Below are 14,027 nucleotides of genomic sequence, written 5' to 3'. Positions count from 1 at the left end.
CAATAATATCCTTAACAAAAATATTGAGTAAAACCCTATAGCTAATACTTAGTGTTTGAACATTTTTTGTAAGCTAAAATGGATAGTTAAAGCACAAAAATTTGATTAATCAACAAAATATAACATTGGCCACTTTGAAAATACAACCGCTACATTTTTAACTTAGGTAAAAAAACACCTTAAATTAAGTAAAAAAATACCAAATATTAATTTGGTATTTATCTAAAGTTGACCAAGAGATTCAGTTTAACTTTTACTTCGGTAATGAATCATCAGTGAACCCGAAACATTACCAATAGAGAGCTCTTTAACCAGTTCATAATCAACTTCTTTAAAAAATTGTTGATATTTCTTTGTTGTCGCATAAACAGCAACCCCTTCACTTGCAGAGTGCTCTTCTAATATTGTATTGACGGCTGCCATAAGGTAATGACCAAAGCCATGATGTTGATGTAAAGGATGAATCGCAATAAAGGCAAGCATATGAAATTTCTTCATTGGTACAGCAGCAAGTACTGTTTTTTCTTTTTCAATCATCTGTTTGGTACTAAAGTAGCCAGCACCTAGCATCATCTTTAAACGCCAGTGCCAAAATCGCTCTGAACTAACACTTTCATCTGGGCTATTTAAACAAGCAACACCTACCATTGCCTCCCCCAAGTATAAGCCAACCATAGGTTGTTTAGCATGCCAAAAAGCACTTAACTCTTCTCGAATGGCTGCACGCAACTTTTGTTCGTAATCGTTGTTTTCATTGGAAAATATTTCTAGAAAAACAGGATCATCATGATAAGCTTGATACAATAAAGAGGCAGCGAGTTTTAAATCTTCACCTGACAAATAAGCAGCTTTTATATCAAGATTTTTTTTATCACGTATTACTTCTGACATACCTTGTCATCCTTGCGTTTATTATTTTTATTTCATCACCATAGCAGTAAAAAACGAATAAGGTCAAACAAAACTCCAACGCTTTCAAGCTATTTTCTTAAGACAAATATGTAATAATAAACCGTCGATAGCAGGTGCCGTTATAGTAAAAACATTAGGGTTTAGTTGTAAAGGTAGCACTAGCGGTTACCTTTACACTATAAACAATAACGATTAACCTGAAATGTTGCGTCTATAATCTGCACCATTACCCGTTTCTAATAAAACACCATCTACAAAATGTAAATATGTGCACTCGTCCTTAGTGGTTAAATCATCTTTATGGACACGATGAGTACGATAAAAGAGCACCTGTATTTCTTTACCGTCTATTTGGTATTTTTCATTGAAGTCGCCAAGCCCTAGCTTTTGCTTAACATCACTATAGCTGGCATTTAATTGAATTTTGTCAATTTTCTTACGGTTTTCATATTCACGATCGCCAAACGAAGTTGACATTGAATGCCCTTCATCACCGCCACCAACAGCAATAACACATCCCGTTAATGATAAAGTTAAAGGTGCCGCAATAAGTAATGCTATAATTGATTTTTTCATAAGTTTCCCTGATTAATATTTTATGTGTAAATATTTTATATAATTTAAACAACGTTATTGGTCTACAACTTACTTAATAGCAAGGGATAAACCAACTCGGCAACACATTGATATATATAAATAAAATAAAAACCAGGTAAACACGGCGAACATGTTTTGTGATATTCGCTAAAACATAGCCTCTTTGACAAGTAATTATAAATTTATGACCATAACTGACGAAATAACAATCATCGCTAATCAATTAGCTAATCAAGGTAAAAAGCCAACGGTAGCCTTGCTTAAAACCAAACTAAAAACACCAGTTCCACTGCCAACCCTTATATCAATATTAAGAAATTGGACCCATGACCCTAAACTGATCACATTAACCGGTGAAACTAAGAAGCTTGTTGAAAAAAATCAAACGCTAGCCTTGAACTCTCCAGAAATAGAGATGATGATAACTAAAGCAATAGCAACGGCATTAGAGCCAATAGAAACTGAATTAGCAGAGCTAAAAGCCCTGATCATTAGCCTAAAAAAAATATAAGTTAAGGAATTCTAGGGCTGAGCATATTAATAAAGCTAACCAGTGAGTCGGCCACTTTCTTATGCGCTTTAGCACCTACTTTTTCGACCCAGATCTCCCCGTTGTCATTGTTGACACTTAAAATCATATTATCGTCGTCGGTCAAGGCAAAAAATAAAGTTAATGGTTGCTTTAATTTCTGCTTCATTAATATATGCCCTATCACATTCTCTTGTAAACGTTGGAAGTCATCTTTGCTCCAAGCAAAAAGTAGTGATAAAGCGCCTTCCTCACAGCTTGCATCTAAGGTGTCGCTGTACAAACTGGTGAAATAGGTTTTAAAATCCGCGTTTATTGTTATTTCTAACGCTTTTTCAACATTATCAAAGTTAATCGGGTCGCTGATTTCACAAGGTTGCCAATATTGATGATTTTCATCATAATCATCTGATAAACATGGAGAAGGCCATTGTTCGTCTTTTTCTATAAGCGGTAAATGCTGGTAACGTTCTTGGTATTGTGATAAATATTTTTGTGAAAATAATGATAAAGATTGCATTAACTCGCATGGTGATGATTTCATCTGTTAAAAAGATCCTTTAAAATGTAACGACAAATAGCCAATAGACTAAACTAGCCATTGTATGACAAATTATAAAAACGCAAAAGTATTAAGCCAATTAACACTTGGAAAAGCCACTAATTATTGCAGTGAATATAACCCAGAACTCTTACAAGCGGTACCTCGAACTTTAAATAGAGACAGTTTAGCTATTCACGCCGAAAGCTTACCCTTTATTGGCGAAGATGTCTGGTATGCCTATGAACTTTCGTGGCTCAATAGCAAAGGTAAACCCATTGTTGCTGTTGCAGAATTTCGTTTTCCTTGCACCAGCACTAACATAGTTGAGTCTAAGTCATTTAAATTGTATTTAAATAGCTTTAATCAGAGTCGGTTTTCATCTTGGCAAGAGGTTGAAGATTGCTTAATTAAAGATCTATCCAATACCGCTGAAGGCAAAGCGGGCGTAAAGCTATTTCCTGTTGATAATTGCCCTGCACTGGAAATAAATCATCAGATTTTTTCTGAAAACACCCTATGTATAGATGATGTTGAACTTGATATTGATAACTATCAACTTGATCCAACGCTGCTCAACAATGCAAATATTGCAGGGGAAATTGTCAAGGATGAATCTTTAGTCAGCCATTTATTAAAATCTAACTGTTTAATTACTAATCAACCCGATTGGGCAAGTATTTATATTCAATACAGTGGTCAAAAGATTTCACCGAGCGCTTTGCTAGCTTACTTAATATCATTTAGACAACATAATGAGTTTCACGAACAATGTGTTGAAAGAATATATTGTGATTTAATGAAATATTGTCAAGTGACTGAGTTGACTGTTTTTGCGCGCTACACCAGACGAGGCGGTTTAGACATAAATCCATTTCGATCGACGTCTACCTTACACGCACCAACCGGAAGAACGCTAAGACAATAAACACTATTTGAGTTAAATCAATTATAAATCATTATCAATGCTGACTTTTTAGCATCTTAGGTTTACTATTAAGTCATATAATTTAAAAGTGTGTTCATTTTTATATTAACTATATTTAGCTATACTCAATGCAAATTTATCAAGTCCATTAGCCGATAAAGTACTTTACGGAAGACCGTTTTTTATGAGCAACAACCCAGCCGCCAACAAAGAAATAACATTACTGAAGAAAAAACTCGAACTCGCCATTACTTCACGTGCCGACGTAGAAAAAGATCTAAAATCACAGTCTTCACTGTTAATAACCTTTATTGAAAAGCTTTCTCTTGTATGCAAGGGCATGGATATTACGTTAGATAATAAGTTGGCTAAGTTACGACTTTTACTCAAACAGTCGGCGCCACTTGCTGACATTCAAGCACACATAGCCGCAACTTCACTTTTACTACAACAGCAATCTCAAATAAACATTTCAAATCTTAACCAATTACACGAAAGATTCCATATCGCTGGTTTAGCTTTGCAAAAAATCAATGGCTTACCTGCTGACTTACGACGTAAATTACGTAGTTTAATCACGGAGTCAAAAGATCCCAAAGATGCTGTTATACAATATGTTCCCTTGTTAAGTCAGTTATTAACCTTTTACGATGACGCCTTAGCAGCAAAGTTTATTGACGCTGCTCCTGTGGGGGGATTATTAGGACAACAGAACTCAACAACAAAAACGGTTAAAGTTAATAACGATGCCGAGCTGAAATACATCGCTCGTTTTGAAACAATTATTGCCGACTTAGTTGTCTCAGATAAACATGCAAAAGATATCGCTGTGATTAAGTCTCAGCTCAATGAAGGTATATCAAACAACAGCTTACTAGACAGTTTTTTGGCCGTATTTGATGTGATCATTGAAGATTTAAACGATGAAAGAAATACTGCAAAAGTATTTCTTTCAACATTAAGCGAAACCTTAACAACGGTACAGTTCGCAGTAAAAACAACACTAAACAGTTGCAAAGAATCTCAATCACAACATGGTTTATTAAATGAACAGTTGCAAAAACAGATTGTAGATATGGCTAATGGTTTAGATAAAGCCACGTCTCTAGCCGATATTAAAGTTGATATTAATGCTAAGTTAAAACTTATTGCTGGTACACTTTTAAAGAAAACAACCTTTGAACGTGAACAACAAGATGCTTTACACGGCCAATTATCGTCAATGACTGAAAAGGTCGAATTATTAGAAAAACAAAGCCGAAACTTTGAAAAACGTATTCAAGAACAACAAGCCAGAAGCTTACAAGACGCCTTAACTAAGCTCAACAATCGCGCCGCATTTGATGAATACTTCGCTAGAGAAATGGTGCGTTTTCATAATAAAAATTTCGACTTGGCTATTGTGGTAATGGACCTTGATAACTTTAAGCGTATTAATGATACCTACGGCCACACTGCTGGCGATAAAACCTTGCAAGTTATTTCAAGTACCTTAAAAAAACACATAGGTAGTGACGCATTTATTGCACGTTATGGCGGAGAAGAGTTTGTACTCGTATTCTCTGGTACCAATCAAGAAAACTTAATCGATAAACTTAACCGACTGCGCTTACAAGTCGCAAAATTACCCTTTAAATTTAAAAGTAATAAAGTGACCATCACCATTTCTATTGGCGTTACACATATCCAACAAGATGATAATGTCCATATGGCTTTTGAACGAGCAGATGGTGCACTTTATCAAGCCAAAGAGAAAGGCAAAAACAACGTTGTTTACCTATAAATATCGTCTGAAAATTCCGTTTTTTCCTGCAATTATCCATAAAAAGCTAATAACCTTGGTACGTTTCAAGTTATTAGCTTTACATTTTTCTGAAGGAGCTCAATGATGAATACGCAAATAAATCCTGTTGGCAATATGAACCTGCTCTCACAATCAGAAATAGAGCAACTTCAAAAATCAGCGAACAGTAAAACTTATCAAGTCTATCGAAATTGTTCACTCGCGGTATTAAATGCCGGCAGCCATACCGATGATGCCGAACAAATATATCAAAAATTTCAAGATTTTGAGATACAAGTTTTGCGCCGCGAACGTGGTGTAAAATTAGCTTTAACAAACCCACCTGGTGATGCCTTTGTTGATGGTAAAATAATAAGAGGTATACAAGAGCTTTTATCAGCGGTGTTACGCGATATTCTTTTTACCCATAATCGATACCAAGCCGATGCTAAACATACTCAGCAGATAACAGATCTTACATTTGATATTTTACGAAATGCGAATGTTATTATCCCTGAAAGCGATCCTAATCTGGTTACTTGCTGGGGTGGTCATTCTATAAACGATAATGAGTACAAGTACACTAAGGAAGTGGGTTATCAATTGGGCCTGCGAGGCTTTAATATCTGTACAGGCTGTGGCCCAGGTGCAATGAAAGGTCCCATGAAAGGAGCAACTATAGCTCATGCAAAACAGCGTAATAAAGACGGTCGTTATATTGGTTTAACAGAGCCAAGTATTATTGCGGCTGAGCCACCTAATCCTATCGTTAATGAATTAGTTATCATGCCTGATATCGAAAAACGCTTAGAGGCTTTTGTTCGAATGTCACATGGTATTGTTATTTTCCCTGGGGGCGCAGGAACCGCCGAAGAATTGCTTTATATTTTAGGTATTATGCTCAATAGCAAAAATGAAGCTCAAAAATTACCTATTATTTTGACAGGACCTAAAGAGAGCGCAGAATACTTTATTCAAATTGATCGCTTTATTGGCGCAACTTTAGGTGAAAAAGCACAAAACCTTTATGAAATTATTGTTGATGACCCAATTGCGGTAGCTAAAGCCATGCGTCATAAATTAAATGAAGTCATAACTTATCGCAAAAAAACGGGTGATGCCTTCCATTTTAACTGGTCTTTAGTGATTGAGCCCGACTTTCAACAGCCTTTTGAACCTACGCACGAGAACATTGCTAACCTGCCAATTAACTATGATTTAGACAAAGCGACATTAGCAGCAAACTTACGCCGTATTTTTTCTGCTATAGTAGCGGGTAACGTAAAATCGCAAGGTATTAGAGCAATCAGAGAGAATGGTCCCTTTGAAATATCTGGCGATAAAAAAATAATGAAACTAATGGATAATTTACTGGCGTCATTTGTTGAGCAACAACGAATGAAACTACCTGGCAGTAAATATATACCATGCTATAAAGTAATTTAAGGGTAAATGAATGTCCGCACATCTTGTATTAATTGATGCGTTGAATTTAATTAGGAGAATATACGCAGTACAAGAGCGTCCTTTTCTTTTTAATAACGAGCTTGCAGAAAACACCAAACAACAAGTCCTGTTTAATACTCAGATCGCTTGCGGACAAGCGTTAACAAAAATACTTGATCATCTACAACCTAGCCATGTTTTAGCGGTATTTGATAGTGATAAGCCTTGTTGGCGTTACGAGCTATTCCCTGATTATAAGAAAGGTAGAAAAAAAATGGCAGCACATTTGGCTGCCAGCCTTCCTGATATTCAAGATGAGTTAATGAAGCAACAAGTCGATTCATTAATACCAGAAGAAGATGAAGCTGACGATATCATTGCGACATTGGCGGTAAAAATGGCATTAAAAGATCAAAATGTTACGATCGTTTCGACAGATAAAGGCTTCCTCTCATTATTGGGTCCACATATCGGCGTTTATGATCACTTTAATCGTCGCCATCTTGATACTAACTTTGTACTAAGTAAATTCAATGTTAAGCCACAACAGCTTATGGATTTATGGACATTAACCGGTGACAATACCAATAAGATTCCAGGGGTTGCGGGGATTGGACAAGTCACTGCTGCACAGTTATTAAATCAGTATGGCTCATTAAAAAGTATACTTGAAGCAACTGATATTAAAGCAACATTAGCCAATAAGCTTGCTGAACATAAAGAACAAATTGCACTCAGCCAAGAGCTTATTACGCTCAAAAAAGACATACCACTGGGCTTTAATTTGAAAGATATTCGCCTTTCTTCATAGGGGAGTGAACAAAATATTTGTATTAAACCTTGTATAAATTAACTAAAATAATTAGCGCTTGTTAAGCTTCATATTTCAATATTGATCAACAATTTAACGGAAATTTTAATAAATGAATAAGAAAGTCATCTCTCGTATCTTAATCGCATTAGCCATTTACGGTGTTTTTGTTGCCCTAGTGGTAAACTTTTATGATGACAGTCCATCTGATATGGAATGGGGTGACCGCGAATCATATAACAAGCAATACATAGGTAAATTAACCTTAGAAAAGTTTAATTTCGACCAAGCGATAGAAGAATTAGGCAGTCCAGATATAACAGAGGCGAAAAAAGTTAATGAAGACAGTTTTCAAGTGACCTTTTATCGTACTCAACACGTTAAATCTGATGGATTTACTACCCAAGACGAATGTACCGCACTTTTATTTAAAAATGGCTCACTTATCGCTATTGGCAACACAGCTTACGAACAGTTTCAGCAACTATAAACTAACGCTGAAAGCAGCTTTAATAAAACAAAAGTCTAATAACGTTTCATTAAACGATCCTTTATACTAACAACTATAAAACACAATCAGGTAAAACCAAACGATGTAGGGTGCCTGAAAGGTTTTATCCTAGATTACACAAGTATCGCGTGCTATAACAGCACCCGTTTCCTAATTTGACAAACTCTTTTGAAAGGCAGAAAAATGGCTACACAAACCATAACAGTGATCCCCGGCGATGGCATTGGTCCCGATATTATCGATGCTACAATTAAAATACTAGACAAAGCCGGATGTGATTTTGCATATGAATATGCTGACGCCGGTCTTACTGCTCTTGAAAATCATGGTGACTTGATCCCAGAAAGTACCTTAGCGCTTATTCAAAAAAATAAAATCGCCCTTAAAGGTCCACTTACCACACCGGTTGGCGAAGGCTTTACTTCTATCAATGTTACTTTGCGTAAGCATTTCCAACTCTACGCAAATGTTCGTCCTGTAATATCGTTTAAAGGCACTAAAGCCCGCTACGAAGACATAAACATCATAACGGTACGTGAAAACACCGAAGGTATGTATTCAGGCTTAGGACAAATATTGTCTGATGATGGCGAAGTTGCTGAAGCAAAAAGTTTAATTACCCGTAAAGGTGCTGAACGCATTCTTACTTTTGCCTATGAAACGGCTATCAAAGAAGGTAGAAAAAAAGTAACAGCTGTTCATAAAGCGAATATTTTGAAATCAACTTCTGGCTTGTTTTTAAAAGTTGCGCGTGAAGTTGCTGCCCGTTATCCACAAATAGAATCGACAGAAATGATCGTTGATAATTGTTGTATGCAATTAGTAATGAACCCAGAACAATTCGATGTCATTGTAACAACCAACTTATTTGGTGATATTTTATCTGACTTGTGTGCAGGTTTAGTTGGTGGTTTAGGTATGGCTCCTGGCGCTAACATTGGTGGCGACTGCGCTATTTTTGAAGCTGTGCATGGTAGTGCACCAGATATTGCAGGCAAAAATTTAGCTAACCCTACTTCAGTGATATTAGCCGCTATTCAAATGCTTGAATATTTAAACATGGGTGATAAAGCCAGTAAGATCCGTAATGCAATTACAGATGTTATTGCTACGGGTGATAGAACGACTCGTGATTTAGGCGGCACTCACGGCACCACTGATTTTACCCAAGCGGTATTAGAGCGTTTATAAACCTAACGGGTTAGAAGTTGTTAGTAATACCCGCTTGTAACAGACATTAAAAAACCGACATTACGTCGGTTTTTTAATGCAAGAAGAGCCGTGCTATTCTTCTTTCATTGGCGGTGGAGATAATAATCTTGCATGAACAGTTATTTCTTCACGATCATAATAAAGGTGCTTAGCGTAGAGTTCATACTTTACTTTATGCTCACTAAAAGCATCTTTAAGTATTTGTAAGTCATTAGTGACTTCCTGATAACGGCCTTTCATTGGCAACTTTAAATTAAATATAGCTTCTTTACAGTAACCTTTTAATAACCACTCAGCCATTAGCTTAGCTACGCGTTGAGGTTTTTCGATCATGTCACATACTAACCAATGAACATTTTGTTTCATTGGTACATATTTGAAACCGTCCATCATGCGATGTTTAACTTGCCCTGTATCCATTAATGACTCAGCCATAGCGCCATTATCAATAGCTGTCACCATCATACCACGACGTACTAATTGATATGTCCAACCACCAGGAGCAGCGCCTAAATCAACGGCTTTAAGACCTGATGTTAAACGTTCGTCCCATTCATCGCGAGGTACAAAGTGAAGAAAAGCTTCATCTAATTTTAATGTTGAACGGCTCGGTGAAGCGCTTGGAAACTTCAACCTTGGAATACCCATAGTATAAACAGAGCTATTATCGGCTAACGAAAAACCAAAAATAGCTTCTTTACCACTTAGAAAAAGACCATGTAAGATAGCGCCATCGTTATCACCTTTTTCCATAAGAATTTTATTCTTACGTAATGCCTGGCGTAGCGGTACAGACAGCTTACGACAGAATTTCGAAAGTTCTTTACCTTCGTTTGTGTCAAGCATTTCCATCCGTAAATCAGCATATTGCCATTCGGTACCTAAAACTTCGGTAATAGCTTCAACACGATTGTAATCAGGTAAGTCAATTTTATCTGTTACGGTAACAAACCAATCGCGAGCGAATATCAGGCGGCGCAATGGGATTTTTTCCATTAAAACTTCACCGTCTTGAGGATTGTTTAAATGAAAATAGACTAAACCTTCGTTTTTAGTTAGCTGTAAATAGCCAAACACTTCATTCCACGCGGCTTTTTCTTGAATTTCTGCACCACACTCTTTTTCAAAGCCTGGGCGACAATATAATATAATAGAGGTCATAACTAATTTACCTACAAACGATCTTGGTCTGTGTTTAAAGTACACAGAGTACTATTAATTCCCGCCCAGCTGATACACAACCAACCCAGCGCAAATGATATACCACCAAAGGGAACTATTTTTCCAATAACAGTAAAATCAAAAAATGTTTTTATATACAAAACACCACTAAAAAATAAAATCCCGGCTATAAAAAAGCTTGCTGATAAATATAAAAGATTAATAACTTTAGCCGCATGACGCTTACTCATTAGAACTTGCAACCAAATGGCCACAGTAAGTAGTGCTATAGTATGAAAAAATTGATATTGCAATGCATTGGCAAGGCGTGATTGTACTTCATTTGGTAAATTTGCCCCAGCATGAGCAAACCAAGCGCCGAATAATACAGAAAAACAGCCACTGATACCAATAAATATCATAATGGCGGTCAAGTAATTTCTATAAACACAACTATATTTCATCTGGGTTATGCTCATCAATAAATTTAACCATTTCATTAACCGCCGATTGTATATGTTGAGCATGGGTAAAACCTGACTTTACTCGTGGTTTCAAATTATGATCCCCATCGGTAAAAAATATACAGTGACAACGCTCTGAAAATTCATATTGTGCAATTTCTTCTTGGCTACCTAACGCATCTCGAGTGCCCTGTAAAATTAATATAGGCATTTGTGTTTCTTGCAAAGGTGCCAACCTTAATTTTTCAGGTTTTTTCTGTGGATGAAACGGGTAACCTAAACACATTACCCCTAAAAACTTAGCTGTTTTATCTCCAGCCAATGTCGCAGCGACACGTCCACCCATTGATTTCCCCGCGATAAAAAGGGGTAAATCACTATCTAACCCGTCAATAACGGTGGAAAAACATTCCAGTAATTTTGGCATTCTATCGGGTGGTCTACGATTACCTTGCGCCAAGCGAACATCCATATACGAAAAGTTAAATCTCAATACATTGATATTTTTTTGGTTTAAAGCAAGACTGACTTGTTCCATAAATTCATGACTTTTATCGGCACCCGCACCATGAGCAAAAACAACCAAAGCTTTAGGCTTTGCTACGGTACTAATAATAGTTGAAATATCAGGAGTAAGATTAATCATCTTATTGGTCATTTAATTCTTCTTGGTCTTGGGCAACAGTATCAAGCACCCATTCACGAAATGCTGCAATTTTACCTAAATCAACTTGTCGGTCTCGACACACGACGTAGTAGGCATTTTTACTTTCTAAAACATCTTCAAAGGGACATATAAGCCTACCTGCATCAATATCAGGTTTCGCCAGGAAACTATGAGCTAATGCGACACCTTGCCCATGCATTGCCGCCTGAACAACCATAGCGGAATGACTGAATATGGGTCCATGATTGACATTGGTTGCTTTAACGTTTACTTGTTTGAACCATCGTTTCCAGTCACGGCGAGAAGTATCATGCAATAAAGTATGGTTGATCAGATCTTCGACTTTATCGAGTGGCTTTTTACCTTGCAACAATAAAGGTGAACAAACAGGAATAAGATATTCTTTTTGTAATTGTTCTGCATCAATATCGGCCCAATGGCCGCGACCAAAATATATCGCTACATCAACATCACCCGTCAATGAATTCTCAGGTTGATCTACCGCTTTAATTCGAACATCGATGTCAGGATGTAAAGCATAAAAAGCATTTAATCTCGGCACCAACCACTGAATAGCAAAACTTGGTTGTGTGCTAACAGTTATCGCGCCTTTTTCACCACGGGCAAACAATCGCTCAGTTGCTTCGTTAATGGCATTAAAGACATCTTTAATATCAAGATAGTAGGCTTGACCTTCTTCAGAAAGCAACAAAGCACGATTTTTACGCATAAATAACTTTATGCCTAAAAAATCTTCAAGCGATTTTATTTGATGACTGATAGCCGCTTGAGTGACGAATAATTCTTCAGCAGCGCGAGTAAAACTCAACTGTCTTGCTGATGCCTCAAATGCTCTCAAAGCGTTTAGTGGCGGAAGCCTGTTAGACAAAATTCACCTTTAATTATAACTTTTACATGGAATAGCATTCAAAATAAATGCATAAATAAGCAACAATGATAAATAACTATTATTCATTAGTTTTTCTAATGATAAACATTATAAATTGTCATTTCAAAAGTTACCAGAGTTAACGTAGAATTCGTTTCATAGATGAAGGACTTCATCTTTATCCCAAACATATTGGGCTAGCTATTGAATGTGATTCCCAACCCATATTCAAGAATTAAGTAAGAAAAGGTCCCAGAACATCTATATGGATATAACGTTTAATTTAAGGGTGACCCTATGAAATTTTTTAATAAAGTAGCAATATTAACAGTAGCAGCAACCATGATGGTAGCACAAGTTCAAGCCATAGAATTGGTAGAAGTAGAAACAGTCGCTGAATTTTCAATAACATTAGCGGCTGAAAAAAGTCTCGCTGATTCAATGAAATTGAGTACCTTTAGCACCATGTTAGCAACAGCTGATATTAACGTGCCAGTGACACAAATAAGCGATAAAGAAGTAAAGTCTACGCGTGACTTTGAAAAGTCACTATTGATTGCTGAGTAAGCGCTTATCTTAATTATAGGTATACTTTAAAAGCTTTTACGGAAGTTTCTCTAGAACTTCTCTAAAGTGGATAATTAAATAATAACCTATAATAACCCAGCGAAAAGAAACAAAAAAGGATGCCATTAGCATCCTTTTTTAGATCTTATTCACTCAAAACGCATGCGTTAACTTGGAAATATACGATTATTTTGCCAAAGTTTACTAAAGATAGAATCAACAGACATTGATGCCGCTTTTGAAAACTTTTCCGCTAAGGTTTTTTTCATTACGTATCTTAAAGCAATAATTTTGTGCGACTTACTTCGAGACTGAAGGAAATCATCACTGGTTTGAATTTCATCAACTAAACCAAGCTCTTTCGCGGTACTGCCAAACCAATGTTCGCCTGTTGCTACTTTATCAATATCTAAACTTGGACGACGTTCGCGAACAAAGTCTTTAAAGAGTAAGTGAGTTTCTTCTAATTCTTCAGAAAACTTTTCACGACCTTTATCGGTATTTTCACCAAACATAGTCACTGTACGTTTGAACTCGCCGGCAGTAAATTGTTCGTAGTCAATATCGTTTTTCTTGAGCAATTTATGAAAGTTAGGAACTTGCGCAATAACACCGATTGAGCCAACAATTGCAAACGGTGCAGAGATAATATGATTGGCAACACATGCCATCATATAGCCACCACTTGCCGCAACCTTATCAACTGATGCAGTTAACGGGATATTATGCTGACGAAGTCTGTCAAGTTGTGAAGCTGCTAAGCCATAACCGTGAACCATGCCACCACCGCTTTCTAAACGTAAAAACACTTCATCTTCAGGGGTTGCAACCGTTAGTATTGCTGATATTTCTTCACGTAGTGCACTCACTTCTCTTGCGTCAATGCTACCATTAAAATCAACAACAAAAATCCTAGCTTCAGCTTTAACTATAGTACCTTCATTGTCGGCTGATAATTTTGCTGCTTTCTTATCGGCTTTAGCTTTTTCTTTCGCTGCTTTCTTATCTT

The 14,027-nt window shown here is 36.6% G+C and carries 16 protein-coding genes; 8 read left to right on the top strand and 8 right to left on the bottom strand.

The window, feature by feature from the left end; genetic code table 11:
- Positions 1 to 246: 246 nt before the first annotated feature.
- Both H4J69_RS12085 and H4J69_RS12080 read right to left on the bottom strand, forming a co-directional pair.
- Positions 247 to 891 carry a GNAT family N-acetyltransferase gene (locus H4J69_RS12085; protein WP_182217554.1) on the bottom strand — a complete coding sequence of 215 codons (645 nt, stop codon included), beginning with the start codon at positions 889 to 891 and terminating at the stop codon, positions 247 to 249.
- 213 nt (positions 892 to 1,104) lie between these two features.
- Entirely contained in the window at positions 1,105 to 1,488 is a 384-nt protein-coding gene (locus tag H4J69_RS12080; protein ID WP_070376254.1) for a DUF3192 domain-containing protein, read from the bottom strand.
- Positions 1,489 to 1,693: 205 nt separating this feature from the next.
- Between H4J69_RS12080 and H4J69_RS12075 the strand changes: the two genes are divergently transcribed.
- A complete protein-coding gene (locus H4J69_RS12075) occupies positions 1,694 to 2,020 on the top strand; it encodes a hypothetical protein (RefSeq protein ID WP_182217553.1) in 327 nt (108 codons plus the stop codon).
- Position 2,021: 1 nt separating this feature from the next.
- On the opposite strand, the gene syd is transcribed toward H4J69_RS12075, so the two are convergent.
- On the bottom strand, positions 2,022 to 2,582 hold the full coding sequence (gene syd / locus H4J69_RS12070; protein ID WP_182217551.1) for a SecY-interacting protein: 561 nt from the start codon (positions 2,580 to 2,582) through the stop codon (positions 2,022 to 2,024).
- Between the two features lie 61 nt (positions 2,583 to 2,643).
- Between syd and queF the strand changes: the two genes are divergently transcribed.
- The 6 genes from queF to H4J69_RS12040 all read left to right on the top strand — a co-directional run bounded on the left by queF (position 2,644) and on the right by H4J69_RS12040 (position 9,249).
- Positions 2,644 to 3,507 carry an NADPH-dependent 7-cyano-7-deazaguanine reductase QueF gene (queF, locus tag H4J69_RS12065; protein ID WP_182217550.1) on the top strand — a complete coding sequence of 288 codons (864 nt, stop codon included), beginning with the start codon at positions 2,644 to 2,646 and terminating at the stop codon, positions 3,505 to 3,507.
- A 184-nt stretch (positions 3,508 to 3,691) separates the two neighbouring features.
- On the top strand, positions 3,692 to 5,290 hold the full coding sequence (locus H4J69_RS12060; protein ID WP_182217548.1) for a GGDEF domain-containing protein: 1,599 nt from the start codon (positions 3,692 to 3,694) through the stop codon (positions 5,288 to 5,290).
- A gap of 105 nt (positions 5,291 to 5,395) precedes the next feature.
- A complete protein-coding gene (gene ppnN, locus H4J69_RS12055; protein ID WP_182217547.1) occupies positions 5,396 to 6,736 on the top strand; it encodes a nucleotide 5'-monophosphate nucleosidase PpnN in 1,341 nt (446 codons plus the stop codon).
- Positions 6,737 to 6,746: 10 nt separating this feature from the next.
- Positions 6,747 to 7,547, top strand: a complete 801-nt coding sequence (gene xni / locus H4J69_RS12050; RefSeq protein WP_182217545.1) for a flap endonuclease Xni — start codon at positions 6,747 to 6,749, stop codon at positions 7,545 to 7,547.
- A gap of 112 nt (positions 7,548 to 7,659) precedes the next feature.
- Positions 7,660 to 8,037 carry a DUF3192 domain-containing protein gene (locus H4J69_RS12045; RefSeq protein WP_182217543.1) on the top strand — a complete coding sequence of 126 codons (378 nt, stop codon included), beginning with the start codon at positions 7,660 to 7,662 and terminating at the stop codon, positions 8,035 to 8,037.
- A gap of 204 nt (positions 8,038 to 8,241) precedes the next feature.
- Positions 8,242 to 9,249 carry an isocitrate dehydrogenase gene (locus tag H4J69_RS12040; protein ID WP_182244573.1) on the top strand — a complete coding sequence of 336 codons (1,008 nt, stop codon included), beginning with the start codon at positions 8,242 to 8,244 and terminating at the stop codon, positions 9,247 to 9,249.
- A gap of 93 nt (positions 9,250 to 9,342) precedes the next feature.
- Here the strand turns inward: H4J69_RS12040 and rlmM are convergent, their stop codons facing one another.
- Genes rlmM through H4J69_RS12020 form a run of 4 tightly spaced genes read right to left on the bottom strand, consistent with a single transcriptional unit; the run spans position 9,343 to position 12,451 of the window.
- Positions 9,343 to 10,431 carry a 23S rRNA (cytidine(2498)-2'-O)-methyltransferase RlmM gene (gene rlmM / locus H4J69_RS12035; RefSeq protein ID WP_070376245.1) on the bottom strand — a complete coding sequence of 363 codons (1,089 nt, stop codon included), beginning with the start codon at positions 10,429 to 10,431 and terminating at the stop codon, positions 9,343 to 9,345.
- 11 nt (positions 10,432 to 10,442) lie between these two features.
- Complete coding sequence (locus H4J69_RS12030; protein ID WP_259366497.1) at positions 10,443 to 10,865, bottom strand: DUF423 domain-containing protein; 423 nt, start codon at positions 10,863 to 10,865, stop codon at positions 10,443 to 10,445.
- Between the two features lie 19 nt (positions 10,866 to 10,884).
- On the bottom strand, positions 10,885 to 11,553 hold the full coding sequence (locus tag H4J69_RS12025; RefSeq protein ID WP_182217540.1) for an alpha/beta family hydrolase: 669 nt from the start codon (positions 11,551 to 11,553) through the stop codon (positions 10,885 to 10,887).
- Positions 11,543 to 12,451, bottom strand: coding sequence for a transcriptional regulator GcvA (locus H4J69_RS12020; protein WP_182217538.1), 909 nt, complete (start codon positions 12,449 to 12,451; stop codon positions 11,543 to 11,545). The genes H4J69_RS12025 and H4J69_RS12020 overlap by 11 nt, the downstream gene beginning before the upstream one ends.
- A 297-nt stretch (positions 12,452 to 12,748) precedes the next feature.
- Between H4J69_RS12020 and H4J69_RS12015 the strand changes: the two genes are divergently transcribed.
- On the top strand, positions 12,749 to 13,018 hold the full coding sequence (locus H4J69_RS12015; RefSeq protein WP_070376242.1) for a hypothetical protein: 270 nt from the start codon (positions 12,749 to 12,751) through the stop codon (positions 13,016 to 13,018).
- A gap of 167 nt (positions 13,019 to 13,185) precedes the next feature.
- Here H4J69_RS12015 and sohB read toward each other — a convergent pair.
- A partial coding sequence (gene sohB / locus H4J69_RS12010) for a protease SohB (RefSeq protein ID WP_182251969.1) occupies positions 13,186 to 14,027 on the bottom strand: 842 nt, incomplete at its 5' end.

The sequence above is a fragment of the Colwellia sp. BRX10-9 genome, assembly GCF_014077405.1.
In the GTDB taxonomy this organism is placed as follows: domain Bacteria; phylum Pseudomonadota; class Gammaproteobacteria; order Enterobacterales; family Alteromonadaceae; genus Colwellia_A.
Note: the sequence above shows the minus strand (reverse complement) of the source record. Positions and strands in the feature narration are given on the sequence as shown.

Coding starts and splice junctions, on each gene's coding strand:
- H4J69_RS12085 (WP_182217554.1), bottom strand. CDS start 891: ATGTCAGAAGTAATACGTGATAAAAAAAATCTTGATATAAAAGCTGCT.
- H4J69_RS12080 (WP_070376254.1), bottom strand. CDS start 1,488: ATGAAAAAATCAATTATAGCATTACTTATTGCGGCACCTTTAACTTTA.
- H4J69_RS12075 (WP_182217553.1), top strand. CDS start 1,694: ATGACCATAACTGACGAAATAACAATCATCGCTAATCAATTAGCTAAT.
- syd (WP_182217551.1), bottom strand. CDS start 2,582: ATGAAATCATCACCATGCGAGTTAATGCAATCTTTATCATTATTTTCA.
- queF (WP_182217550.1), top strand. CDS start 2,644: ATGACAAATTATAAAAACGCAAAAGTATTAAGCCAATTAACACTTGGA.
- H4J69_RS12060 (WP_182217548.1), top strand. CDS start 3,692: ATGAGCAACAACCCAGCCGCCAACAAAGAAATAACATTACTGAAGAAA.
- ppnN (WP_182217547.1), top strand. CDS start 5,396: ATGAATACGCAAATAAATCCTGTTGGCAATATGAACCTGCTCTCACAA.
- xni (WP_182217545.1), top strand. CDS start 6,747: ATGTCCGCACATCTTGTATTAATTGATGCGTTGAATTTAATTAGGAGA.
- H4J69_RS12045 (WP_182217543.1), top strand. CDS start 7,660: ATGAATAAGAAAGTCATCTCTCGTATCTTAATCGCATTAGCCATTTAC.
- H4J69_RS12040 (WP_182244573.1), top strand. CDS start 8,242: ATGGCTACACAAACCATAACAGTGATCCCCGGCGATGGCATTGGTCCC.
- rlmM (WP_070376245.1), bottom strand. CDS start 10,431: ATGACCTCTATTATATTATATTGTCGCCCAGGCTTTGAAAAAGAGTGT.
- H4J69_RS12025 (WP_182217540.1), bottom strand. CDS start 11,553: ATGACCAATAAGATGATTAATCTTACTCCTGATATTTCAACTATTATT.
- H4J69_RS12015 (WP_070376242.1), top strand. CDS start 12,749: ATGAAATTTTTTAATAAAGTAGCAATATTAACAGTAGCAGCAACCATG.